This is a genomic window from Methylobacterium sp. E-025 (assembly GCF_022829705.1).
Lineage (GTDB): Bacteria > Pseudomonadota > Alphaproteobacteria > Rhizobiales > Beijerinckiaceae > Methylobacterium.
The window spans coordinates 97,505-122,345 of sequence record NZ_JAKSYR010000116.1 but is presented as its reverse complement, the minus strand read 5'-3'; the positions used below and the strand labels follow the sequence as shown (position 1 = coordinate 122,345).

The following is a 24,841-nucleotide window of genomic DNA, read 5'->3' as shown; positions in this document are numbered from 1 at the left end:
ATGGTGATGCCGGGCGACAACGTGACCATGGACGTCACGCTGATCGTGCCGGTGGCCATGGAGGAGAAGCTGCGCTTCGCCATCCGCGAGGGCGGCCGAACCGTCGGCGCCGGCGTCGTCGCCGCCATCAACGCGTAGTCGCTCGAGCGATTCGGCACGGCCGGCGGTCTCCGCCGGCCGTGTCTCGTCGCGGAGGCCGCGGGATCGGCTCGCGACCCCGTTGTCACCGCCTGACATCGGCATTCCATCCCTCCCTGCCGACCCCGAGCTTGACAGGGAGCCGTCGGTTTATTTTCCTGCCATCCGCGACGAGCCGCGGAGCCCCAGGAATGAACACCGCCATCGGGTTTCCGTGGCCGACGCGCCGCCTGTGGCTCGCCGCCGCCGCGAGCGCGATCCTGATTTGCCCGGCCCGTGCCGACGCCCTGAGCGACGGACGCTTCCGCGACGAGGTGGCGGCCATCCTGCGGGCGATCCGGCCGGGCGCGGAGATCCGCCGCGACCGTGATCCGGGACAGATCCTGGTCGGCCGCAGCACGATCGCCCTCACCAACCTGTATCCGCGGGTCGCCCCACTCGCCGGCGACGCGCGCCGGCGGATGATCGAGGCGTATCTCTCCACCGCGCTGAAGGACATGGACGCGGCGCCGTCGCCCGGCGAGCCGAGCCTCGCGGCGATCCGGGCGCAGCTGCGCCCGCAGCTCCTGCCGCGCGCGATCCTCGCCCAGGTGCCGGACCTCGCCACGCGGACCTTCTCGGAGACCCTGGTCGTGGCCTACGTCATCGATGGGGCGGACCGGATGCGCTACCTGACCCGGCCGATGCTCGAAGGGTGGGGCGTCGATGCCGCGGCGATCCGAACCGCCATCGAGGTTCCGGCGCTGGCCAACCTCGCCGCGGCCTCGAAGGAGGCCGCGTTCGCCCTCGCGGTCGACGGCGGCATCCCCATCCTCGCCATGACCAATGCCGGCGATGACTACGACGCCGCGCGGTTGATGTTGCCCGGCTATCTGGACGAGATCCGCACGGCGCTGAAAGCCGATGGCATCACGGTCGCGATCCCGACCCGCGACCTGCTGATGGCATGGCCCGCCGACAGCAAGGCCCGCATCGGCCTCGCCGCGGAGGTGCGCGACCGGCTGCGGAAGGGCCCTTACGGCCGCAGCGACGAGCTCTTCCGCTTCGACCGAACGGGACTGCGCCCGCTGACGGCGACGGAGCGGGCCGATCACGGTCGGTGACGCATTTCCGGCGTTCCCGGCTCTTGCATCCCGGCGCCCGATCGGGCATTGGGCGTCGCGATAGGAGTGTAGCTCAACTGGTCAGAGCGCCGGTCTCCAAAACCGGAGGTTGCGGGTTCGAGTCCCTCCACTCCTGCCAGTCTGCATTTCCTGCCGTTCCACGCCACGCTCCTGACGCTCGCGACGCGCCGCGGCTGTCGACAACCCCGACGACTTGCGCTAGAGCGGGCGCACTCCGAGATCGATGTCGGCTGTCGGTTCGGGCTCGTTCGGGCGAGCTTCCGAACCCGTCGTCATTCTCGAAACCCGGTTCCTGACGCCATGGCATCGAACGAAGCGACCAAGAAGGCCGATCCGGCGCGCAGCCCGGTCCGCGGCGCGGCTTCCCAGCCGCCGCAGCGCAACGCTCCGCCGGCCCGGCCCGCGCCGAAGCGCGTCGGCCCGCTGGAGTTCCTCGGGCAGGTGCGCGACGAGGGCCGCAAGGTCACGTGGCCGACCCGCAAGGAGACCACGGTCACCACGATCATGGTCTTCGTGATGGTGGTGGTCGCGAGCCTGTTCTTCACGGTGGTCGATCAGGGCCTTCGCTACCTCGTCGGCCTGATCCTGGGCCTGTAGGCAACACACACCGTCCGCGGGCCCCGGCCCGACGCGAACATGCAGGAGTCGATCAGAACCGTGTCGAAGCGCTGGTACATCGTCCACGCCTACTCGAACTTCGAGAACAAGGTCGCCCAGTCCATCAAGGATCAGGCGGCCCAGCGTGGGCTCATGGACCTCTTCGAGGAGGTGATGGTCCCGACCGAGAAGGTCGTCGAGGTCCGCCGCGGCCGCAAGGTTGACGCGGAGCGGAAGTTCTTCCCCGGCTACGTGCTGGTGAAGTGCGACCTCACCGACGAGGTCTACCATCTGATCAAGAATACCCCGAAGGTCACGGGCTTCCTCGGCGCCGACAAGTCGAAGCCGGTGCCGATCCCGGACGCCGAGGCCGAGCGGATCAAGGGCCAGGTCGCCGAGGGCGTCGACCGTCCGAAGCCGTCGATCTCCTTCGAGATCGGCGAGACCGTCCGCGTCGCCGACGGCCCCTTCGCCTCGTTCAACGGCACCGTCGAGGAAGTCGACGAGAGCCGCTCGCGCCTGAAGGTCGCCGTGTCGATCTTCGGCCGCGCCACCCCGGTGGAACTCGAATACGCCCAGGTCGAGAAGGCCTGACGTAGAGCGGATCGGGAGGAGCGAATAGCGGATCGAGGGCACCGCGCCCTTTCGGATCGGCCGATGCGATGCACCGGCCCGCCCATTCCGTCTTCGCTGCTTCCTGTTCGCGAAAGCCCGCGGAAGGCCCGCCCGGTTCGCCGCCGGGGCCAACGGTCCGCACCGCGACCTGCAACCGCCCGTCCGACCGAGCCTCAGGCAGCCCGGCGGCGCGCAATCATTTGGGAGCAGTCCCATGGCGAAGAAGATCACGGGCTACGTGAAGCTTCAAGTCCCGGCCGGCGCCGCCAACCCGTCGCCGCCGATCGGTCCCGCGCTCGGTCAGCGCGGCCTCAACATCATGGAATTCTGCAAGGCTTTCAACGCGAAGACCGCGCAGATCGAGAAGGGAACCCCGATCCCGGTCGTGATCACGGCCTACCAGGATCGCAGCTTCACCTTCGAGATGAAGCAGCCGCCGGTCACCTTCTTCCTGAAGAAGGCCGCGGGCCTGAAGATCGGCAAGAAGCCGGCCTCCGGCTCCAAGACCCCCGGCAAGGGCCCGACCGTCGGCAAGGTCTCCGAGGCGCAGCTTCGCGAGATCGCCGAGAAGAAGATGCCCGACCTGAACTGCGATTCGGTGGATGCCGCCGTCGCGATGATCCGTGGCTCCGCGCGGGCCATGGGCCTCGAAGTCACCGCGTAAGGGGAGGGCACCATGGCACACGAAGGCAAGCGCATCCGCGCCGCCCGCGAGGGCATCGACCCGACCAAGCTCTACGGGATCGCCGAGGCGATCGCGATGGTGAAGGCCAAGGCCAACGCCAAGTTCGACGAGACCGTCGAGGTCTCGATGAACCTCGGCGTCGACCCGCGCCACGCCGACCAAATGGTCCGCGGCGTCTGCAACCTGCCCAACGGCTCCGGCCGGACGGTGCGGGTGGCGGTGTTCGCCCGCGGCGCCAAGGCGGACGACGCCCGGGCGGCCGGTGCCGACATCGTCGGCGCCGAGGACCTGCTCGAGATCGTCCAGGGCGGCAAGATCGAGTTCGATCGCTGCATCGCCACCCCGGACATGATGCCGCTCGTCGGCCGGCTCGGTAAGGTGCTCGGCCCCCGCGGCCTGATGCCGAACCCGAAGGTCGGCACCGTCACCATGGACGTGAAGTCCGCGGTCGCCGGCGCCAAGGGCGGCTCGGTCGAGTTCCGCGTCGAGAAGGCGGGCATCGTCCACGCCGGCATCGGCAAAGTCTCGTTCGACGAGGCCAAGCTCGTCGAGAACATCAAGGCGTTCGCCGACGCGGTGGCCAAGGCCAAGCCCGCCGGCTCCAAGGGCACCTACATCCAGCGCATCGCCGTCACCTCGACGATGGGCCCGGGCGTGAAGGTCGAGCCGGGCTCCGTCCTCGGCGCCTGACCGTCCCGCTACGACGACTCGATCGAAGCGCCCGGCCCCTGCGGCCGGGCGTTTTTCGTTGCGCGTCGTGCCGGGTCCCGGACAGCCGAAGCGCCGGCCGAGGGTGATCCGGGACCCTGCGCAGACAGCCCCGCGGAGCGGCCCCCGCACCCGGCGATCACGATGCAGATTGCCGCGGCGAAGGGGGGCGCCAACGGTCGCAGCTGTGCTAAATAGGGCGCCATGCGATGCAACCTCTCCGTTCAGACCCAGCGACGCATCCTGTGCGTCTTCCCCGCCTACACGCCGTCCTTCGGGACCTTCTCCCACGCCTACCCGCTGATGGGCGGCGTGAAGGCCTTCATGCCGCCCCAGGGCCTGCTGCTGATCTCGGCCTACATGCCCGAGACCTGGGAGTGCCGGTTCGTCGACGAGAACATCAAGCGCGCCACCCCTGAGGAGTTCGCCTGGGCCGACGCGGTGTTCGTGTCGGGCATGCACATCCAGGAGCCGCAGATCCACGAGATCGCCAAGCGCGCGCACGCCGCGGGCAAGGTGACGGTGCTCGGCGGCCCCTCGGTCTCCGGCGCCCCCGAGAAGTATCCCGACTTCGACTACCTCCACATGGGCGAGATCGGCGACGCCACGGACGCGCTCGTCGCGATCCTCGACCGCGACCTGGCGCGGCCCCCGTCCCAGGTCCGGCTCGAGACCAAGGAGCGGCTGCCGCTCTCGGACTTCCCGGCGCCGGCCTACGAGGCGGCCCCGCTGAAGCGCTACCTGATCGGCTCGCTGCAATTCTCCTCGGGCTGCCCCTACCGCTGCGAGTTCTGCGACATCCCGCAGCTCTACGGGCGCCAGCCGCGGCTGAAGAGCCCCGAGCAGATGTGCGCCGAGCTCGACGCGATCATCAGCCAGCCCGGCCACCCGGCGGTGGTCTACTTCGTCGACGACAACTTCATCGCCAACCGCAAGGCGACACGGGACATGCTCCCGCACCTCGTCGCGTGGCAGAAGAAGAACGACTACCCGCTCCAGTTCGCCTGCGAGGCGACCCTCAACATGGCCAAGCAGCCCGAGATCCTCGAGCTGATGCGGCAGGCGAACTTCATGACCGTGTTCGTCGGCATCGAGACGCCGGAGGAGGACGCGCTCAAGGGCATCGACAAGACCCACAACGCCGCCGTGCCGATGTACGGCGCGATCGAGACGCTGAACTCCTACGGCCTCGAGGTGACGTCGGGCATCATCCTCGGCCTCGACTCCGACTCGGACGCCTCCGAGCAGTACCTGATCGACTTCATCGACAAGTCGGGCATCCCCGTCCTGACGATCAACATCCTCCAGGCCCTGCCGAAGACGCCGCTCTGGGACCGGCTGCAGCGGGAGGGGCGCCTCGTCCACGACGCGGCGCTCGAGTCGAACGTCCTGTTCAAGCGCCCGCACGACACCGTGGTGTCGAGCTGGCGCCGGGCGATCGCGCACGCCTACGCGCCGGAGAAGATCTTCGAGCGCTTCAAGCACCAGTGCGCGACGACCTACCCGAATCGCATCGTCACCCCGACAAAGGGCAAGCTGACCTTCACCAACCTGCGCCGCGGGCTGATCCTCGGGTTCAACATCATCACCCGGGTGGGCATCTTCTCGGATTACCGCAAGCCGTTCTGGTCGGCGGCCGTCTACGCCCTGAGGCGTGGGCAGATCGAGGCGGTGTTCAACATGGGCTTCGTCGCCCACCACCTGATCCGCTTCACCCGCGAGGCCCTGCGCGGCGAGCACAACGCCTCGTTCTACGCGGCCAAGGCCGCCGAGACCGAGGCGGCGCGGCAGCGCTCGTGGTGGGAGAACGCGCGCAAGCGCTTCGTGCCGGAGCGCGAGGCAGCCTAACCGAGCGGGCCGACCGTCGAGACGTTACCGGGCTGTGTCCGAGACGGCGACGCGGTCGCGCCATGCCGGCGCTCCGAGCCCCAACACCGACAGCGTGTTCCATCGGGCGAGGAGCCGATGTGCGAGCATCGGGCCCAGGATGCCGAAGGCCGTCCCCGAGATCAGGTAGACCATGGGGTCGGGCGGAACGTGAAGGCGCGTCATGGCCACGCGCAGGCCGGCCGCGGCCAGCGAGTGCATGACGAAGATCGAGAGCGAGAGCAGGCCGACCGTGGCGAGCGCGCCGCCACCGATACGCTTACTCACCCACACGACGCCGAGAATGCCGAGACAACAGGCAGGTAGCGCCGCTAGCGCCATCGGGCTGAAGCCGGAGACCGTCCAGGCCCCCACGACCGCCAGGGCGAAGCCCGTCCAGATGAGTGCGATCCCCGACAGGCTCACCGGCGTCCGCCAAGCCGCCAGGGCGTGCCCGGCATAGGCACCTGCGAGATAGAACGGAAGGTTGTGCAGGGTCAGCGCGAGGCTTGGAACCTCCGGGAGCCGAAAGAAGATCACGAATCCCGCCGCCGCGATGGCGGCGAACAGTCTGCGATCGGGAATCATGGCGGCCAGCACGTGGCAGATCAGAAGGGCGTAGAGAAACCAAAGCGGTCCGAGGGGACGGTACGGGAAGGCGAGAAGGTCGGCGGGAGCGACCTGCGTGTTGATGTCCTGCGCCAGCAGGATCATCACGCTGCCCTGGATGAACGTCCAGATCACGTAGGGAAGGCCGATCGTCCAGAGCTTGGCTTGGAGAAACGGCACCCGTCCGCGTCGCAGGCTGCCGGGCAGGTTCAGTCCGGCCAGGAAGAAGAACAGCGGCATGTGGAAGGTGTACAGACCGAAATCCACCCACTGGGTCGCGGATGTGTCTGGCACGATCCCCGCCTTGACGGTTCCCCGGAGGACGTGGCCGAACACGACCAGAATGATCCCGATGCCGCGCGCGACGTCGATCCAGTCCTGCCGTTGTACGCGCTGCATGGGACTCGCCTCGAGGTAGGGCTGCGCGGCACACGGCCATGACGACGCCCGAACCTTCAGCGCAATCGGTCGAAATCCGGCAGCCCGGTGGAGAGCTTATCAAGCGTCGGCGAAGGCCAACCATCCGCACCGAATCGCAAATCCAACGCAGAGTCCGTCCGAGAAGCCGCTCGGAGCCATCGACCGGCTCGGATAGGATCGGTCACCCGAGGACACCGCGCGTTTGCCTAAGTCGGAAAAGTCGCGTCTCGGCCCTTGGCAGGCGGCTTGCTTGGCTCTATACACCGCGCTCCACGCAATTTTCATGTTTGTTCAGGGAGCCCGTCCGCCCGGTCGGGTTCCGTATCGAGACGCCGCCTGGGTGACCGGGCGTCGATGGCCGGCAGGACCTGAGGGGTGAAAACCTCTGAGGGCCGCGTCCGGCCATGTCCTGTCCGAGACTGCAGGTGCCGGTTCGCCGGCTTAATCCACCAGCCTGCACAGACGGGGAAGACCGCATTTTCGAAGCGCCCGACCGATGAGGGACGGCGTGAAGGCATCGGTTTGAACCATCTCAGCCCTTAGGCATCGCACCCCTCGCGGGGGCGGCACCGGGGGACAGGGCCGTGAAGCGTCGTCCAGGACGTTTTCGGCTTCCATGAGGCCGAAGATCCGTCCCGGGCGGCACGTGCAACCGGCGGACCCATTCTCGGGTTCCGCCCAACCGGAGAGAGCCCCAGTGGACAGGACAGCAAAAGCTGATCTCGTCTCGACGCTCAACGGCGTGTTCGCAAAGAGCGCCGTCGTCGTCGTGGCCCACTACAAAGGCCTCACGGTCGCCGAGATGCAGAAGCTGCGTTCGCAGATGAAGCTCGCCGGCGCCACCGTGCAGGTCGCGAAGAACAGCCTCGCCAGCATCGCTCTCGATGGCACGGACGTCGCCTCCATCAAGCCCCTCCTGAAGGGCCCGACCCTGCTCGCCTATTCGAGCGATCCGGTCGCGGCCGCCAAGGTGGCGGTGGATTTCGCCAAGGCCAACGACAAGCTCGTGATCCTCGGCGGCGCCATGGGCGCGACCGCTCTGAACCCGGACGGCGTGAAGGCCCTCGCCTCGCTCCCGTCCCTCGACGAACTGCGCGCCAAGATCGTGGGCCTCGTCCAGGCTCCCGCGACCAAGATCGCCCAGGTCGTCAATGCGCCGGCGGCCAAGCTCGCCCGCGTGTTCGGAGCCTATGCCACCAAGGACGAAGCGGCCTGACGGTCGTTTCCCCTTTCAAACCCATCCCTTCACACCGATATCGTTAGAGGATCATCACCATGGCTGATCTTGCCAAGCTCGTCGACGACCTGTCGTCGCTGACCGTTCTCGAGGCCGCCGACCTCGCCAAGATGCTCGAGGAGAAGTGGGGCGTCTCGGCCGCCGCCGCCGTCGCCGTGGCTGCCGGCCCGGCTGCCGGCCCGGCTGCCGCCGCCGAGGAGCAGACCGAGTTCACTGTCATGCTCACCGCCGCCGGCGACAAGAAGATCGAGGTCATCAAGGAGGTCCGCGCGATCACCGGCCTCGGCCTCAAGGAAGCCAAGGACCTCGTCGAGGGCGCCCCGAAGGCCGTCAAGGAGTCGGTCGCCAAGGACGAGGCCGAGAAGCTCAAGGCGCAGCTCGAGAAGGCCGGCGCCAAGGTCGAGCTCAAGTAAGCCGACGATGGGCCGATCCCCGGCCCGTCACCGCGCGGCCGGTTCCCTCAGGAGCCGGGCGTGACCGCAGCCCGCGGGTGTTCGCACCCGCGGGCTGAGGCCGCTTCGGCGGCCGGCGGACCCTGAGACGGGTCCCGGCTTGGAACGAGCCGATCGAGATCATGAATTCGGGTGGCGCGGTCCGGCGGGACGCGAGCCATGGCCCGGCGCGGGAGTCGGCGAGACTTCCCCGGGCGACCAGGACGCGAAGATGGTGGAGCGAGGTCACATGGCCAATACGCTGGTCGGTCGCAAGCGCATTCGGAAGTTCTTCGGTAAGATCAAGGAAGTCGCCGAGATGCCGAACCTCATCGAGGTTCAGAAGGCGTCCTACGACCAGTTCCTGATGATGGACGAGCCCGAGGGCGGCCGCGGCGACGAGGGCCTGCAGAGCGTGTTCCGGGGCGTGTTCCCGATCTCGGACTTCTCCTCGACGGCGCTCCTCGAATTCGTCCGCTACACGTTCGAGCAGCCGAAATACGACGTCGACGAGTGCCGCCAGCGCGGCATCACCTTCGCGGCCCCGCTGAAGGTGACCCTGCGGCTGATCGTGTTCGACGTCGATCCCGACACGGCGGCCAAGTCGGTCAAGGACATCAAGGAGCAGGACGTCTACATGGGCGACATGCCCCTGATGACGGAGAACGGCACCTTCATCGTCAACGGCACCGAGCGCGTCATCGTCTCGCAGATGCACCGCTCCCCGGGCGTGTTCTTCGACCACGACAAGGGCAAGACCCACTCCTCGGGCAAGCTGCTGTTCGCCGCCCGGATCATCCCGTATCGCGGCTCCTGGCTCGACGTCGAGTTCGACGCCAAGGACATCGTGCACGTCCGCATCGACCGGAAGCGCAAGCTGCCGGTGACGTCGCTGCTCTACGCGCTCGGGCTGTCCGGCGAGGAGATCCTGTCGACCTTCTACAACAAGGTCGTCTACGACCGGGACGGCGCCGACTGGCGCGTGCCGTTCGACGCCGAGCGGCTGAAGGGCTTCAAGGCCTCGGTCGACCTGATCGACGCCGATTCCGGCGAGGTCGTGCTCGAGACCGGCAAGAAGCTCAACGCCCGCAACGCCCGCCAGATCGCCGAGAAGGGGACCAAGTTCCTCAAGGCGACCGACGAGGACTTGGTCGGCCAGTACGTCGCCGAGGACCTCGTCGATGTGAACACCGGCGAGATCTGGGCCGAGGCCGGCGAGGAGATCTCCGAGAAGCTGCTCAAGAGCCTCGAGGAAGTCGGCGTCGCCGAGATCCCGGTGCTCGACATCGACCACGTCAACATCGGCCCCTACATCCGCAACACGCTCGCCGTGGACAAGAACTCCGCCCGCGAAGGCGCGCTGTTCGACATCTACCGCGTCATGCGCCCGGGCGAGCCGCCGACCCTGGAGACGGCCGAGGCCATGTTCCACTCGCTGTTCTTCGACAGCGAGCGCTACGACCTGTCCGCCGTCGGCCGCGTGAAGATGAACATGCGCCTCGACCTCGACGCCGAGGACACCGTCCGCACGCTCCGCAAGGAGGACATGCTGGCGGTCGTCATGGCGCTCGTCGAGCTGCGCGACGGCAAGGGCGAGATCGACGACATCGACCACCTCGGCAACCGCCGGGTGCGCTCGGTCGGCGAGCTGATGGAGAACCAGTACCGCCTCGGCCTGCTCCGCATGGAGCGCGCCATCCGCGAGCGCATGTCCCAGGTCGACATCGACACGGTGATGCCGCAGGACCTGATCAACGCCAAGCCCGCGGCGGCCGCGGTGCGCGAGTTCTTCGGCTCGTCGCAGCTGTCGCAGTTCATGGACCAGACCAACCCGCTCTCCGAGGTGACGCACAAGCGCCGCCTCTCGGCGCTCGGCCCGGGCGGCCTGACCCGCGAGCGCGCCGGCTTCGAGGTGCGCGACGTGCACCCGACCCATTACGGCCGCATCTGCCCGATCGAGACGCCGGAAGGCCCGAACATCGGCCTGATCAACTCGCTCGCGACCTTCGCGCGGGTGAACAAGTACGGCTTCATCGAGACCCCGTTCCGCCGGGTCAAGGACGGCGTCGTCACCAACGAGGTCTCGTACCTCTCCGCGATGGAGGAGGCGAAGTACTACGTCGCCCAGGCCAACGCGCAGATGGACGAGAACAAGAAGCTCACCGAGGAGCTGGTGGTCTGCCGCCGCGCCGGCGACGTGATCGTCGTCGGGCCGGAGCGCGTCGACCTGATGGACGTGTCGCCGAAGCAGCTCGTGTCGGTCGCCGCGGCGCTGATCCCGTTCCTCGAGAACGACGACGCCAACCGCGCGCTGATGGGCTCGAACATGCAGCGGCAGGCGGTGCCGCTGGTGCGCGCCGACGCGCCGTTCGTCGGCACCGGCATGGAGGCCGTGGTCGCCCGCGACTCCGGCGCCGCCATCGCCGCCCGCCGCTCCGGCATCGTCGACCAGGTGGACGCCACCCGCATCGTCATCCGCGCGACGGAGGAGGCCGACGCCACCAAGCCCGGCGTCGACATCTACCGCCTGCAGAAGTTCCAGCGCTCCAACCAGTCGACCTGCATCACGCAGAAGCCGCTGGTTCGCGTCGGAGAGCCGGTGAAGAAGGGCGAGATCATCGCCGACGGCCCGTCCACCGAGTTCGGCGAGCTCGCGCTCGGCCGCAACGTCCTCGTCGCGTTCATGCCGTGGAACGGCTACAACTTCGAGGACTCGATCCTGCTCTCCGAGCGGATCGTGAAGGATGACGTGTTCACCTCGATCCACATCGAGGAGTTCGAGGTGATGGCCCGCGACACCAAGCTGGGCCCGGAGGAGATCACCCGCGACATCCCGAACGTCTCGGAGGAGGCTCTGAAGAACCTCGACGAGGCCGGCATCGTCTACATCGGCGCCGAGGTCCATGCCGGCGACATCCTCGTCGGCAAGATCACGCCGAAGGGCGAGAGCCCGATGACGCCGGAGGAGAAGCTCCTCCGCGCGATCTTCGGCGAGAAGGCGTCCGACGTGCGCGACACCTCGCTCCGGGTCCCCCCGGGCGTGACCGGCACGATCGTCGAGGTCCGGGTGTTCAACCGCCACGGCGTCGACAAGGACGAGCGCGCCCAGGCGATCGAGCGCGAGGAGATCGAGCGCCTCGCCAAGGACCGCGACGACGAGCAGGCGATCCTGGACCGCAACACCTACGCCCGCCTCTCGGGCGTGCTGATCGGCCAGGCGCCGATCGCCGGGCCGAAGGGCTTCAAGAAGGAGACCACGCTGACGCGTGAGCTCATCAACGAGTACCCGCGCTCGCAATGGTGGCAGTTCGCCGTCGTCGAGGACCGTCTCATGACCGAGATGGAGGCGATGCAGAAGCAGTACGACGAGTCGAAGAAGCGCCTCGAGCAGCGCTTCCTCGACAAGGTCGAGAAGCTGCAGCGCGGCGACGAGCTGCCCCCCGGCGTGATGAAGATGGTCAAGGTCTTCGTCGCGGTGAAGCGCAAGATCCAGCCGGGCGACAAGATGGCCGGCCGCCACGGCAACAAGGGCGTGGTCTCGCGGATCGTGCCGATCGAGGACATGCCGTTCCTGGAGGACGGGACGCATGCCGACATCGTGCTCAACCCGCTCGGCGTGCCCTCGCGCATGAACGTCGGCCAGATCCTCGAGACGCACCTCGGCTGGGCCGCGGCCGGCCTCGGCCGCAAGGTCGGCAAGGCGGTCGACGCCTACCTGAAGAGCCAGGACATCGGCCCGCTGAAGGAGGAGATGCAGGCTATCTACTCCCCGTCGGAGCTGGAAGGCCTGTCGGACGAGGACATGGCCGAGGCCGCCAACAACGTGCGCCGCGGCGTGCCGATGGCGACCCCGGTGTTCAACGGCGCCAAGGAAGCCGACATCGAGACCATGCTGGAGATGGCCGGGCTCGACCGGTCGGCCCAGTCGACGCTCTACGACGGGCGCACCGGCGAGGCCTTCGACCGCAAGGTGACGATGGGCTACATCTACATGCTGAAGCTCCACCACCTCGTGGACGACAAGATCCACGCCCGCTCGATCGGCCCGTACTCGCTGGTCACCCAGCAGCCGCTCGGCGGAAAGGCGCAGTTCGGCGGGCAGCGCTTCGGCGAGATGGAGGTCTGGGCGCTGGAGGCCTACGGTGCGGCCTACACGCTGCAGGAGATGCTCACGGTGAAGTCGGACGACGTGGCCGGCCGCACCAAGGTCTACGAGGCGATCGTCCGCGGCGACGACACCTTCGAGGCCGGCATCCCGGAGAGCTTCAACGTGCTGGTGAAGGAGATGCGGTCGCTCGGCCTCAACGTCGAGCTGACCTCGTCCAAGAAGGCCGCCAACGACGCCCTGGAGCCGCCGGCCGACGCGGCCGAGTAGCCGAAACAAGACACCTCCCGTGCCGGCGCCAATGCCGGCACGGTTCGAGCGGGGAGGGGCGGAGCCTCCGGACGGGCCGACGGCCAGCGGCGCCTTTGAAGGGCGCGGCGCCGAGTTGATTTCAGGACGTGGACGGCGCCGGCGCAGGGCGCGCGTTCCCGTCAAGCAAGGAGCGGATCATGAACCAAGAGGTCATGAACCTTTTCAACCAGCAGGCTCAGCCCCAGAGCTTCGACCAGATCAAGATCTCGATCTCCAGCCCCGAAAAGATCCTCTCGTGGTCCTACGGCGAGATCAAGAAGCCCGAGACGATCAACTACCGGACCTTCAAGCCGGAGCGTGACGGCCTGTTCTGCGCCCGCATCTTCGGGCCGATCAAGGACTACGAGTGCTTGTGCGGCAAGTACAAGCGCATGAAGTACAAGGGCGTCATCTGCGAGAAGTGCGGCGTCGAGGTCACCCTCGCGCGCGTGCGGCGCGACCGCATGGGCCACATCGAGCTCGCCGCCCCGGTCGCCCACATCTGGTTCCTGAAGTCGCTGCCGAGCCGCATCGGCCTGCTGCTCGACATGCCGCTCAAGGACCTCGAGCGGATCCTCTACTTCGAGTCCTACTGCGTCATCGAGCCGGGCCTCACCCCCCTCAAGGAGCGCCAGCTCCTGTCGGAGGAGGAGTACCTGCGCGCCCAGGAGGAGTACGGCGAGGATTCGTTCACGGCGATGATCGGCGCCGAGGCGATCCGGCGCATCCTGCAGGAGCTCGACCTCGACGGCATCGCCGACTCGCTGCGCGAGGAGATCGCCACCACGACCTCCGAGCTGAAGCCGAAGAAGCTCCTGAAGCGCCTCAAGATCATCGAGGCGTTCCAGATGTCGGGCAACAAGCCCGAGTGGATGATCCTGACCGTCGTCCCCGTGATCCCGCCGGACCTGCGCCCGCTGGTTCCGCTCGACGGCGGCCGCTTCGCCACGTCGGACCTGAACGACCTCTACCGTCGCGTGATCAACCGCAACAACCGCCTCAAGCGTCTCATCGAGCTGCGCGCGCCCGACATCATCATCCGCAACGAGAAGCGGATGCTGCAGGAGGCGGTCGACGCGCTGTTCGACAACGGCCGCCGCGGCCGCGTCATCACCGGCGCCAACAAGCGCCCGCTGAAGTCGCTCGCCGACATGCTCAAGGGCAAGCAGGGCCGTTTCCGCCAGAACCTGCTCGGCAAGCGCGTCGACTATTCGGGCCGCTCGGTCATCGTGGTCGGCCCCGAGCTGAAGCTGCACCAGTGCGGCCTGCCGAAGAAGATGGCGCTCGAGCTGTTCAAGCCGTTCATCTACGCGCGCCTCGACGCCAAGGGCTTCTCGGCCACCGTCAAGCAGGCCAAGAAGCTCGTCGAGAAGGAGAAGCCCGAAGTCTGGGACATCCTCGACGAGGTGATCCGCGAGCACCCGGTGATGCTCAACCGCGCGCCGACGCTCCACCGCCTCGGCATCCAGGCGTTCGAGCCGAAGCTAATCGAGGGCAAGGCGATCCAGCTGCACCCGCTGGTCTGCGCCGCGTTCAACGCCGACTTCGACGGCGACCAGATGGCCGTGCACGTCCCCCTGAGCCTCGAGGCTCAGCTGGAGGCGCGCGTCCTGATGATGTCGACCAACAACATCCTGCACCCGGCCAACGGCCAGCCGATCATCGTGCCCTCGCAGGACATCGTGCTCGGCCTGTACTACCTCTCCATCGTCGGCGAGGGCCTGGTCGGCGCGTTCCAGCCCGACCACAAGACCAACCCGATGCAGGGCGTCTACGGCGACATGGGCGAGCTCGAGCACGCCCTGGCCGCCAAGTCGGTGAAGCTGCACTCGAAGATCAAGTGGCGCTGGAAGGGCATCGGCCCCGACGGCGAGCCGCTGACCAAGACCTACGACACCACGCCCGGCCGGGTGATCCTGTCCGGCGCGCTGCCGCTGCACGCCAAGGTGCCCTTCGACGTCGTCAACAAGCTGATGACCAAGAAGGAGATCTCGTCGATGATCGACACCGTCTACCGCCACTGCGGTCAGAAGGAGTCGGTGATCTTCTGCGACCGCATCATGGCGCTTGGCTTCAACCACGCGTTCAAGGCCGGCATCTCGTTCGGCAAGGACGACATGGTCGTGCCGGAGAACAAGTGGACCATCGTCGACACCACGCGCACGCTGGTGAAGGACTACGAGCAGCAGTACAACGACGGCCTGATCACCCAGGGCGAGAAGTACAACAAGGTCGTCGACGCCTGGGCCAAGTGCTCAGACAAGCTCGCCGCCGAGATGATGCTCCGGATCTCGACCGTCCAGAAGGACGACCAGGGCGCCGACAAGCAGATCAACTCGATCTACATGATGAGCCATTCCGGTGCGCGCGGCTCGCCGGCGCAGATGAAGCAGCTCGCGGCGATGCGCGGCCTGATGGCCAAGCCCTCGGGCGAGATCATCGAGACGCCGATCATCTCGAACTTCAAGGAAGGCCTCGACGTGCTCGAGTACTTCAACTCCACCCACGGCGCCCGCAAGGGCCTCGCGGACACGGCGTTGAAGACCGCCAACTCCGGCTACCTGACCCGCCGCCTCGTCGACGTGGCGCAGGACGCGGTCATCCGCGAGGTCGATTGCGGCACCACCAACGGCATCAAGATGCGCGCCATCATCGATGCCGGCCAGGTCGTCGCGACGCTGGCGATCCGCATCCTCGGCCGCGCCACGGCGGAGGATCTCGTTGCCCAGGACGGCACGGTCATCGTCAAGACGGGCGAGACCATCGAGGAGCGCCACCTGCCCGCCATCCAGGCGGCCGGGATCCAGGAGGTGAAGATCCGCTCGGTGCTGGTCTGCCAGACCCGCCAGGGCGTCTGCGCCACCTGCTACGGGCGCGACCTCGCCCGTGGCACGCCCGTCAACATGGGCGAGGCCGTCGGCGTCATCGCGGCGCAGTCGATCGGCGAGCCGGGCACCCAGCTCACCATGCGCACCTTCCACATCGGCGGCGCGGCGCAGATCGCGGATTCGTCCTTCATCGAGTCGAGCTTCGAGGGCACGATCAAGATCCGCAACCGCGCGATCGCCAAGAACTCGGACGGCGACCTGATCGCCACCGGCCGCAACGTGGCGGTGGTGATCGTCGGCGCCGACGGCACGGAGCGGGCGGTGCACCGCCTCCAATACGGCGCGCGCCTGCGGGTCGACGACGGCGACAAGGTCAAGCGCGGCCAGCGCATCGCCGAGTGGGACCCCTACACCCGCCCGATCATCACCGAGACGGACGGCGTGGTGATGTACGAGGACATGGTCGACGGCCAGTCGATCACCGAGACCACCGACGAGTCGACCGGCATCGCCAAGCGCGTCGTCATCGACTGGCGCGGCTCGGCGCGCACCTCGGACCTCAAGCCGGCGATGGTGGTCGTCGATGCCGAGGGCAAGCCGGTCAAGCTGCCGCGCGGCTCGGACGCCCGCTACTTCCTGCCGGTCGACGCCATCATCGGCTACGACCCGGGCGGCTCGGTGAAGGCCGGCGACATCCTCGCCCGCGTCTCCACCGACTCGGCCAAGACCCGCGACATCACCGGCGGTCTGCCGCGGGTGGCGGAGCTGTTCGAGGCGCGGCGCCCGAAGGACGCCGCGATCATCGCCGAGAAGTCGGGCACCATCGCCTTCGGGCGCGACTACAAGAACAAGCGCCGCCTGTCGCTGACGCCGCACGACGGCTCGGAGACGGTCGAGTACCTGATCCCGAAGGGCAAGCACATCCACCTTCAGGACGGGGACGTGGTCGAGCTCGGCGACTACATCGTCGACGGCAACCCGGCGCCGCACGACATCCTGGCGATCAAGGGCGTGGAGGAGCTGGCCGCCTACCTCGTCAACGAGATCCAGGAGGTCTACCGGCTCCAGGGCGTGTCGATCAACGACAAGCACATCGAGGTCATCGTCCGGCAGATGCTGCAGAAGGTCGAGATCACCGACGGCGGCGACTCGGACATCCTGGCGGGCGACCAGATCGACCGCACGGAGCTGACCGAGGTCAACGAGAAGCTCCTCGCCGAGGGCAAAAAGCCGGTCCAGGGCGTCCCCGTCCTGCTCGGCATCACCAAGGCGTCGCTGCAGACGAAGTCGTTTATCTCGGCGGCCTCGTTCCAGGAGACCACCCGCGTCCTCACGGAAGCCGCGGTCAACGGCAAGATCGACCACCTGGAAGGCCTCAAGGAGAACGTCATCGTCGGCTCCCTCATCCCCGCGGGCACCGGCTCGATGGTGGCCGACATCCGCGCGGTGGCACGCCGCCGCGACAGCATGATCCTCCAGCAGAAGGCGTCCGACAGCGGCGCCCGGCCGCTGGGCGAGCTGCCCTCGGCCGCGGCCGAGTAGGCCGCGAAGCGATCCACGACCTGCGAAAGGGCGGCCCGGCGGGCCGCCCTTTTCGTTTCGGGGGCTGGGCGATGCCGGCCGAAGGCCGGGTCCGCGGCAAGCGGAACCATGACCTTGGCCGTTCGTTCTGAGATCATGGAACACGTCAAGTCCACAATCCTCACGACCGCCGTGCTCGTTACGGGATTGATCACCGCCGCGCATGTTCTGCATCCGCGCGATCCGGCCTTCGAAACGCACCGCGGACACTCCGTCGTCGCGTCCGCCGAAGCCGCGACGGCCTGGAGCGATCCGCCGGCGCGCGCGTCGCAGGCCGAGACGGCGGAAGCGACGCTGGCGCGTCCCGCCTCCTTCACCCTCCTGCCCGTCGCGATGACGGCGAGCCTGTCGGGGCTCGAGGATCAGCCGCAGGCGCGTCCGGTGCGGAAGGCCGATCACGTCCATGCCCGCAGGGTGGCGCAGCCCAATGCGAGCGGCCGGCCGGCCACGGCCCGGATCGAGCAGCAGGCTCCGAGCCCGGTCGCCTCGGCGACGCAGCCGGGCAAGCCGGTGGAGGGCGATCCGATCGGCGACCTGATGAAGGCCCTCGGCCTCAATCGCGACAGCGAGGGCTGACGCACACCCTCACGGCCGGCCCTCGGGCGGCCATGGGGATCTCCGGCGGCTTCGGTCGATCCCGCCCCCCGGTGGATCCATTCGCAACGGCGTCGGCCGGTTTGTCGTGCGGCCACAGGCAGCGCGGACCTGCGACGGGGTCGTCCGATCCGGCTCGCTCAGCGCTTCTTGCCGAGCTCGGCGGCGATGTCCTTGATCATGCGCCCGGCCTTGCGGTGCGCCGTGGTCAGCTGGTCCTGCGTCACGCCCCAGCGCTTCATCCAGTACTCGACCGCCTTCCGTTCGGAGAGATCGAGCCGGTCCTTGTCGATGAATCCGCGCTTGTCCTTGAGGCCTGGCATGGTCGCTTTCGAGAAGAGGGTCGCCGCCGGGATCTTATCCGCCCGGCATAAGCGACGCAGGCCGGCACGGCGCCGGGGCACGATCCGTCGCGGATGGATCGGGACGACCGGTCGGTCGATGGCGATGTTTCGGCGGTGAGGCGGGACCGGTCAAGGGTTTCAGCCTCGACGGGGCATCCCTGACTTCGCCGAAGCCCCGCCCGGGTGCTGGAGCCCGAGGCCTGCGCCTCGCGATGTGCCGAGCGGTGCAAGCGGGCTGCCCGCGCCCCTCGGGCGGCCCTGGCGCCTCTTCGGCTACCAGCCGCCGTAGCCGTGCGGCCGGTCGCAGTGCCAGCGGTCGCCGTATCCGGCGGCACGATAGCCGTAACCTTCCGGATCCGTCGCGTCGGAGCGCACGACCCGCGTCGTCCGGTAAACGACCTCGTCGTCGTACGCGCGGACGACGCGAGCGGGCCGATAGCGCACCACGGGGGGCGCATCTGCGTAGCCGTAGGCGGGCGCCGCGTGCGCCTCCGCGGCGGCGGCACCGAGGAGTGCGCCCGCGGCGAGCCCGCCGATCAGGCCGGCCGCGAGGGCACCGCCGCCCCGAGCCTTGGCTGCGGTGGTTCCGAGCCCGCTCGCCGCGAAGAGCACGGCGGCTGTGACGGCAGCAATCTTCTTCATCGCCCATCTCCTGACACGTCGCGCGGCCGGCATCGTGCCGAAGCCCCGGTCTCGGCTGTCGAGGAGAAGATTGGCAGGGTATCGCTGGACCGACGCTGAAGCCCGTCGGCAGCAAGCGTTCAGCTTCCTCGACCGCGGTGGGCGAACGCCGCCCGGCGGCGCCGAAATGCCGGCGGACAAGACCGCAGGATAGACGACGTCAGCAGGACGCCGCGACGCATCGGCCGCGCACGAGATCTATCGATCATCGGCGTTTCAGGAGCGCTTATCAGTCAGCCGTGATGTCCGTGCGGAGAATCAGGGCCCGGCGTTCGGGCGCTTTCGAATGCGGCTCGTGTGAGCGGCGAAGGGCGCCGTCGTCGAAGAGCGCGGCCGCCCACAACCCGTTTTCATGCACCGACGCTTCGACGTACGACATCGAAACGTTGGTGCGGCCAAGAGGACTCGAACCTCCACCCCTTGCAGGACTAGCACCTCAAGCTATGCGTAACCGCTGAAATTGCGCGATCTTTTTGCCAAAACCGCGATCCGGCTCGGTATATAGATCAATGGGTTACAGGGCGTTTGCCAAAGGCTTTTCGCCGCTGACCGCCCCGTGGCACGATAGGCCGAGCGGCTCTAAAAAAGTCGAGTTGGGCGGATTGAATCGGGCTTCAAGCGCCCCGACACCTCGTTGAGGTGATGACACTCGATCCTGCGCGCAGTGCCATTCGATTTAGCGCGCTACACTACCAAAAGCCCGCCTTCCATTCGAACGGCTCAAATCTGTGGACCTTCGCCTGATGCGCGTACCCTGCCTCCTTGTCGCCGCTACCGCACTGTCACTCGCGACTGTGCCGGCAGGCGCAGACCAGATCCTGGGTCCAGGCAGGATTGATGGAGCCGGGACAGTCCTGCTCCCCGGTGGTCCCGCGCTCGGCCGCTGGCAGGGCGGCAAGTTCTTCTCCCAGCCTGATGCACTGAACCTCCCATCCACCGACCAGGGTTCGACCGGCTCGGTCGATGGGTTTTCCGTTGGAGGCCGGAAGCTTCCGAAAATCCTGAACGATATCCCGGCCACCCTGCAGAGCTTCGGCGCGGTCGGCGACGGGATCGCCGACGATACAGCCGCCGTGCAGGCCGCCCTGAACAGCGGCCGAGCGCTGACGTGCCAGGGCCGGTTCAAGATCACCGGCCTCGTGACCGTGCAGGGTACGAAAGACATTCACTTCAAGGGAACGCGCCGCATGTGCACGTTCCTTTACGCGACCTCCCAATCAATGATTTACATCAATGAGCAGACATCGCGGGGGCCGCTATACAAAATCACAATCCATGATCTGAGTATCATCGTACAAGCCGCAATCATATCGGTGGTGGGGCCCGACAAAACGGCTGCAATCTACATCAAATACGATGGTGGTGGCGTCTATAATGGGCCCGAAGCGTCCGTGGACATGGATCACGTCACGATCTCAACGGATGCCCCGGGTCACTACGTCAACGGGATCTATCTTTATCAGACCAACGTCTCGCACCTGAACCACATCGTCGTTCAAGGCGATCCTACTACGCTTCGGGGGGGCGTAAACGCAATCACCTACGATGGGGCCAACTCTCCCACTACCCTTTATGTTACGAACTCTCAGTTTGGCAACGTCGATAACGGAGTGCTCTTTCCTCCCGTGACCGCTTCCGGCTGGCAGGGCGCCCGCCTTCACAATATCGACTGCACTCCCTGCAACATCATGATCAACGCCATCGGCGGGTCAGATGGATTGGCAGACTACATCGATATTCGGGGACTCGAAGGCACCTTCTACACGGTCGGGGTTCAGGTTTCTAACGTTTCGCACGTATTCATCAATCAGAACTACATTTTTCAGACCCCCGTTCCTGTGGGTCAGGTGGCCATTCCCGCCTTCCCGATGTGCATAAATCTTAGTCAGACCCTGCCTATGAACCGGAACGGGGGATCCGCGTCTGTCACAGATAATGTCTGCGATGGGTTCTTCAACTCGAAGCAGACTCACACGGCCCGCATCGGCATCAACCTCGCAGGGTACTCCCGCCAGAATCTCCAGTGGGTCATTGGCAGCAACCGCCTCGCGAACCTCGACAAGGGGATTAACGTAAACATTGGCGTAGCTGGAGTTCTGTTCTATCCGCAGTCTTTCAAGAATGTGACGACTGGGATAAGCAACGGCGCGACGGCTGGTGACAATGCTACAGTCGCATCTACCGCATTCTAAGATCGCCCCATGGCAGACCCGATGACCGGCGACCTTATTAAGGCCAAGACGATCGCGTCCGACGAGGTGAACACCGCGGTGGACGTGTTCATGCGCGACCCGACGGTGAGCCTGTTCCGGTTCGCGAGCGGCCACACGGTCGATCCATCTGCCGCGGTGAAGGATCACGAGCCGTCGCGGAAGGCGGTGGCCGAGCCCGGCGCATTCGAGACTTTCCGGCGCGGCATGGTGCGGACCGCGATCCTGCTGGCGCGGCCGGCGGCGTCGTGAGCGATCCGGCGAACAGCAACATACCAGCCCAGGCCTTCGACATGCGGCCGAACGGCGAGGCCTGGACGTTCTACGACATCGCGACTGGCGAGCCGGCGCGCGTCAACGGCGTGCCGCAGACCGGCCTGGACATGGAGATCGCCGACGACCTCGTAGACCTGCTGACCCTCCTCGCTCGGCAGAAGAACACGAGCACCGGGCATTGAGCGAGGCGCTCTGGTTCGCCCTACCGCTTCGCATCAAGGCCACGGAGGAATCGGTGCAGGTGGTCGACCGGGCCGGGCAAAGATCTTCTACGTTTACGTGTGCGCTGAGCCCGAGCGCCGGATGAACACCAAGCGCCCGTCGCCTGAGGAAGGCGTTGCGGTCGCTCAGATCGCCGCGCGGGCGCTGACGGACCGGGTCGAGCGTGGCGAATAAGCCAGCCGTCCGCAGGCGTGCTCTTGGAGCTCTGCGCGCCGCCGCGATAACCCCCCTCGGCCTGCGATCCTCAGCCCACTTGAAGTCGATGCGCGCCCTGGTCGAGCTCGGCTACGTCGCTGTCCGGCCGGCGTAGTACCCCGGGCGGAGGCGCTAGCGATCCCATAATTTAGGCGCTTTCGATGCGGATGACGGCGGACGAAAACCAGGAGACGTCATGTCCACGACCGACCGGGGAGTGGTTCCCATATTGCCCGAGAAAAGCCAGATGGAGTCCTACCTCCACGTTCTGCATGCGCTGATACTGCGTGACATGCGCACGCGCTTCGGCGGCTCGCATTGGGGTTACATGATCGTCGTACTCTGGCCGGTGGCGCACGTCTTCATGCTCGTGCTCGTCTATGTCCTGCGCCACGTGCCTGCGCCGATCGGCGACAGTCGAGCCTTGTTCTTTGCGACTGGCGCAGTGCCCGCCCTCATCTTCCAGTACGTCTCGCGCGAGGTCATGAAGGCCGTCAACACGAACAGACCATTGACCTACTATCCTCAGGTCAAGCTGTTCGACGTCATCTTCTCCCGTATCCTCGTTGAGATCGTGACGGGATTCCTCGGTTTGCTCACGGTGTCTGCGATCCTGGTGATAGCTGGCATCAATCCTGTGCCCATCGATCCGTTCACATCGATGTGCGGCTATCTTGCAGCCATCCTGCTCGGCATCGGGTTCGGGACGATCAACGTCAGCATCATGGCTTTTTTCCCGGCCTGGATGATGGGAAGCATCCTGTTCACCGTTGTGATTTACATCACGAGCGGCGTCATGTTCCTGCCGAATTTTCTGCCGGATCAGATTTACAACGTTCTTAAATATAACCCTGTCGTCGGCATTATCGAATGGGTTAGGCTCGGATATTATCCCGATATGCCGGTAACAATCGATTATTCATACATTATGCTGTTTTCACTTGCGCTCCTAATGATCGGACTACTGTTGGAAAAGCACGTCGTTCGAAAGATAATCTAGCTCTGAAGTCAGGTCGTTCACATAAAATGGGCCTATTTATATTGCAACATCTGCATATTTGTAGCCTTTGGCGTACGGGGCGTTATCCGTATCCGCCGGTCGGATACCTCGATGAACCAATTACGTCGCCATGCCTCGGCATGACCGGGCCGCGCTGGGAGAAGATGCGCGAGGCGGCGTCGAGGGCTGGCGCAGTTAAGCCGCAACCTAGTCTGAGAGGCTGAAGTCCTCCGCGCAATCAGCTGGAAGGCTAGTCGTTAGTTGAGCCGCCCTCTCGGTTTCAGCCGAAATGCCAATCGTTAAAGGATGGTCGACCCTCGATGCCCCCGTACTGCAGGTAGTGCAGCATCGGATCCATACCGGCCTTGGCTACATCCGTGTAGTGGCTTTCGTAGGCTTTAGTATCGAAGCTAGCCGAGGGGTCTCGACCTTCACGCCAGCCGTAGAGGTCATAGTGAGTGAGCGGATCAATGTTGGCTGCCTTCACGTCCCCGTACGCCGCTAGGTAACCCTTCACGTCGAACACCGCGTTTGGGTTGCGCCCCTCGTGCCATCCGTAAGTCTCATAATGCTGATAGGCGAAGGCGAAGCTGTCGCCGCCTGCTGCAATCGCTGCCTTCGCCACATCTACGTTCGACAATAGGTAGTACTCTGCGTCAAAGCCGGGATGGGTGCCAAGATCAGAGACTTTTCCGATTGCAGTATAAGCTTGTCGGCCCTCCGCCTGTCCATACTGAAGGTAATGCTGCAGCGGATCCGTCCCAGCCGCCTTCACGTCCGGATTTCGCGCCAGGTACAACTCGTTGTCAAAGTCAGCTGCCGGATCACGCCCTTCTTTCCAGCCGTTGCCGTCGTAATGAGTTAACGGGTTAATTCCAGCAGCACGCACGTCGGCGTTAGCAGCAAGGTAACCAATGGTCGAGAAAAACGGGTTCGGATCTCGGCCTTCATGCCATCCATTGTTGTTGTAATGAACGTTTGCATCAACATGTGCATTCCAAATATCTTTGTTATTAGCAAGATAGAATATGTCGTTTACCAAACTATATACTGTGCTTTTAATTATGCTACCATCCGTAAAATTGATTTGATGAACATTTGATAGGTCATTCACCGTTCCATCGGGTGCTATCATCGAGCTAAGCCCTTGACTGAAGTCAAAACGAGCATTTGAGAAGAAAAAATCAAAATTCATACCCGCGGATTGATTTGTAAAGTATTTAAGATACGCCGCCGCTGTGTTAGGACTGGCGCCGGAATCGAGCTGCCCGGCGAAGCCGGCATCGTTGGAATCCCAGTAATTTCCGTAGACCATGTGGTGGCTGGACATCCAGTCGGCCATCGCCTTGACGAAGGGCGCGGAATCGTCGGTTTGAACGCCCCATTCGGAGATGGCGGTCGGTTTGCCGTGCGCCGCGGCGAAGTCCTGCTGCCATTGAAGGCCGTAGGGTTCCACAACTTTGTCCTGAAAGGCCTTCGCGGGATCCGCCGAATTGTAGGCCTTGTTGTAGTAGGTATCCATGCCGACCACGTCGACATAGTGGTCGCCTGGATAGGCCTTGGCCGGGTCGATCGTGCTCCCACCTTCGTTCACGTCCCAGACGAACTTGAACTTGTCCGAGACGCCGCGGAAGACGTCGACGACGTCCTGGAAGGACTTGATGAACGCGGCCTCGTGGCCCTGTGCCGCCCATGGCATCCAGCCGCCATTGAACTCCCATCCCAGACGGATGTAGATGTTCCCGTCCTTGCTCGGCATCGTCTGGGCGAGCGCCTGCGCGGCTGCGTGGAAGTAATTGTCGTAAGCCCCGGTCGCGACCTGCTCCAGCGATGTGCCCCAAACGGTGAGGGGAACCGACCAGATGCTTGAGATGCCAACGTGCTGCCACCGCTGAACCTGCCACGGCACGGAACTGGCAAACGCCGCCCAGCTGTCGTTGTTGAGGTAGTTTAGTACGTTGTCCGGCTGCTGCCCGGCCCACTGTGTATAGGCTACAACCTTGGTGGGATCTTGACTTTGGTAAATACCGATCTGAGTCATAGGACGCGCTCAAAACTTCTGCATCTTACAGCCATCACTGAAT

General features: G+C 65.7%; 19 protein-coding genes, 1 tRNA gene and 1 pseudogene. 17 read left to right on the top strand and 4 right to left on the bottom strand.

All coding sequences use genetic code 11. The annotated features are described in order from the left end of the window. From tuf to MKK64_RS17585, 8 genes and pseudogenes are all read left to right on the top strand, one after another. Positions 1 to 138 (top strand): annotated as a pseudogene (gene tuf / locus MKK64_RS17620) (elongation factor Tu); the annotation flags it as partial. A 191-nt stretch (positions 139 to 329) separates the two neighbouring features. Further along, positions 330 to 1,241, top strand: a complete 912-nt coding sequence (locus MKK64_RS17615; protein ID WP_243935004.1) for a hypothetical protein — start codon at positions 330 to 332, stop codon at positions 1,239 to 1,241. Between the two features lie 62 nt (positions 1,242 to 1,303). Next, positions 1,304 to 1,380: transfer RNA gene (locus tag MKK64_RS17610), tRNA-Trp, on the top strand. A 182-nt stretch (positions 1,381 to 1,562) separates the two neighbouring features. Beyond that, on the top strand, positions 1,563 to 1,859 hold the full coding sequence (gene secE / locus MKK64_RS17605; RefSeq protein WP_147727674.1) for a preprotein translocase subunit SecE: 297 nt from the start codon (positions 1,563 to 1,565) through the stop codon (positions 1,857 to 1,859). Between the two features lie 60 nt (positions 1,860 to 1,919). Then, entirely contained in the window at positions 1,920 to 2,453 is a 534-nt protein-coding gene (gene nusG / locus MKK64_RS17600) for a transcription termination/antitermination protein NusG (protein WP_147727676.1), read from the top strand. 235 nt (positions 2,454 to 2,688) lie between these two features. Further along, positions 2,689 to 3,138 carry a 50S ribosomal protein L11 gene (gene rplK / locus MKK64_RS17595; RefSeq protein ID WP_147727673.1) on the top strand — a complete coding sequence of 150 codons (450 nt, stop codon included), beginning with the start codon at positions 2,689 to 2,691 and terminating at the stop codon, positions 3,136 to 3,138. 12 nt (positions 3,139 to 3,150) lie between these two features. Then, positions 3,151 to 3,849: a 50S ribosomal protein L1 gene (gene rplA, locus MKK64_RS17590; RefSeq protein ID WP_147727672.1), complete on the top strand. Its 699-nt coding sequence runs from the start codon at positions 3,151 to 3,153 to the stop codon at positions 3,847 to 3,849. Positions 3,850 to 4,071: 222 nt separating this feature from the next. Then, on the top strand, positions 4,072 to 5,715 hold the full coding sequence (locus tag MKK64_RS17585) for a B12-binding domain-containing radical SAM protein (protein WP_147842160.1): 1,644 nt from the start codon (positions 4,072 to 4,074) through the stop codon (positions 5,713 to 5,715). A 24-nt stretch (positions 5,716 to 5,739) separates the two neighbouring features. On the opposite strand, the gene MKK64_RS17580 is transcribed toward MKK64_RS17585, so the two are convergent. Continuing rightward, positions 5,740 to 6,741 (bottom strand): acyltransferase family protein, encoded by a 1,002-nt coding sequence (locus MKK64_RS17580; RefSeq protein WP_243936177.1) that lies wholly within the window; start codon positions 6,739 to 6,741, stop codon positions 5,740 to 5,742. A gap of 718 nt (positions 6,742 to 7,459) precedes the next feature. Between MKK64_RS17580 and rplJ the strand changes: the two genes are divergently transcribed. From rplJ to MKK64_RS17555, 5 genes are all read left to right on the top strand, one after another. Continuing rightward, positions 7,460 to 7,978, top strand: a complete 519-nt coding sequence (rplJ, locus tag MKK64_RS17575; RefSeq protein ID WP_147727669.1) for a 50S ribosomal protein L10 — start codon at positions 7,460 to 7,462, stop codon at positions 7,976 to 7,978. 59 nt (positions 7,979 to 8,037) lie between these two features. Further along, the gene (gene rplL, locus MKK64_RS17570) at positions 8,038 to 8,412 is read left to right on the top strand and encodes a 50S ribosomal protein L7/L12 (protein ID WP_147842158.1); all 375 of its coding nucleotides are present in this window, start codon (positions 8,038 to 8,040) and stop codon (positions 8,410 to 8,412) included. Between the two features lie 268 nt (positions 8,413 to 8,680). Beyond that, positions 8,681 to 12,805: a DNA-directed RNA polymerase subunit beta gene (rpoB, locus tag MKK64_RS17565; RefSeq protein WP_147842157.1), complete on the top strand. Its 4,125-nt coding sequence runs from the start codon at positions 8,681 to 8,683 to the stop codon at positions 12,803 to 12,805. 179 nt (positions 12,806 to 12,984) lie between these two features. Continuing rightward, complete coding sequence (rpoC, locus tag MKK64_RS17560; protein WP_147727147.1) at positions 12,985 to 17,196, top strand: DNA-directed RNA polymerase subunit beta'; 4,212 nt, start codon at positions 12,985 to 12,987, stop codon at positions 17,194 to 17,196. A gap of 114 nt (positions 17,197 to 17,310) precedes the next feature. Beyond that, positions 17,311 to 17,811, top strand: a complete 501-nt coding sequence (locus MKK64_RS17555) for a hypothetical protein (RefSeq protein WP_243936176.1) — start codon at positions 17,311 to 17,313, stop codon at positions 17,809 to 17,811. 158 nt (positions 17,812 to 17,969) lie between these two features. Here the strand turns inward: MKK64_RS17555 and MKK64_RS17550 are convergent, their stop codons facing one another. Together MKK64_RS17550 and MKK64_RS17545 are read right to left on the bottom strand one after the other, a co-directional pair. Next, complete coding sequence (locus tag MKK64_RS17550; protein WP_243936175.1) at positions 17,970 to 18,152, bottom strand: DUF3606 domain-containing protein; 183 nt, start codon at positions 18,150 to 18,152, stop codon at positions 17,970 to 17,972. A gap of 294 nt (positions 18,153 to 18,446) precedes the next feature. Then, on the bottom strand, positions 18,447 to 18,815 hold the full coding sequence (locus tag MKK64_RS17545; RefSeq protein ID WP_243936174.1) for a hypothetical protein: 369 nt from the start codon (positions 18,813 to 18,815) through the stop codon (positions 18,447 to 18,449). A 782-nt stretch (positions 18,816 to 19,597) separates the two neighbouring features. Here MKK64_RS17545 and MKK64_RS17540 point away from each other — a divergent pair. The 4 genes from MKK64_RS17540 to MKK64_RS17525 all read left to right on the top strand — a co-directional run bounded on the left by MKK64_RS17540 (position 19,598) and on the right by MKK64_RS17525 (position 22,757). Then, the gene (locus tag MKK64_RS17540) at positions 19,598 to 21,046 is read left to right on the top strand and encodes a glycoside hydrolase family 55 protein (RefSeq protein WP_243936172.1); all 1,449 of its coding nucleotides are present in this window, start codon (positions 19,598 to 19,600) and stop codon (positions 21,044 to 21,046) included. A 9-nt stretch (positions 21,047 to 21,055) separates the two neighbouring features. Next, the gene (locus MKK64_RS17535) at positions 21,056 to 21,316 is read left to right on the top strand and encodes a hypothetical protein (RefSeq protein WP_243936170.1); all 261 of its coding nucleotides are present in this window, start codon (positions 21,056 to 21,058) and stop codon (positions 21,314 to 21,316) included. After that, positions 21,313 to 21,522 (top strand): hypothetical protein, encoded by a 210-nt coding sequence (locus tag MKK64_RS17530; RefSeq protein WP_243936169.1) that lies wholly within the window; start codon positions 21,313 to 21,315, stop codon positions 21,520 to 21,522. The genes MKK64_RS17535 and MKK64_RS17530 overlap by 4 nt, the downstream gene beginning before the upstream one ends. Positions 21,523 to 21,953: 431 nt before the next feature. Next, complete coding sequence (locus tag MKK64_RS17525; RefSeq protein WP_243936168.1) at positions 21,954 to 22,757, top strand: ABC transporter permease; 804 nt, start codon at positions 21,954 to 21,956, stop codon at positions 22,755 to 22,757. Positions 22,758 to 23,037: 280 nt separating this feature from the next. On the opposite strand, the gene MKK64_RS17520 is transcribed toward MKK64_RS17525, so the two are convergent. Next, positions 23,038 to 24,798, bottom strand: a complete 1,761-nt coding sequence (locus MKK64_RS17520) for a glycoside hydrolase family 26 protein (protein ID WP_243936167.1) — start codon at positions 24,796 to 24,798, stop codon at positions 23,038 to 23,040. Between the last annotated feature and the right edge of the window lie 43 nt (positions 24,799 to 24,841).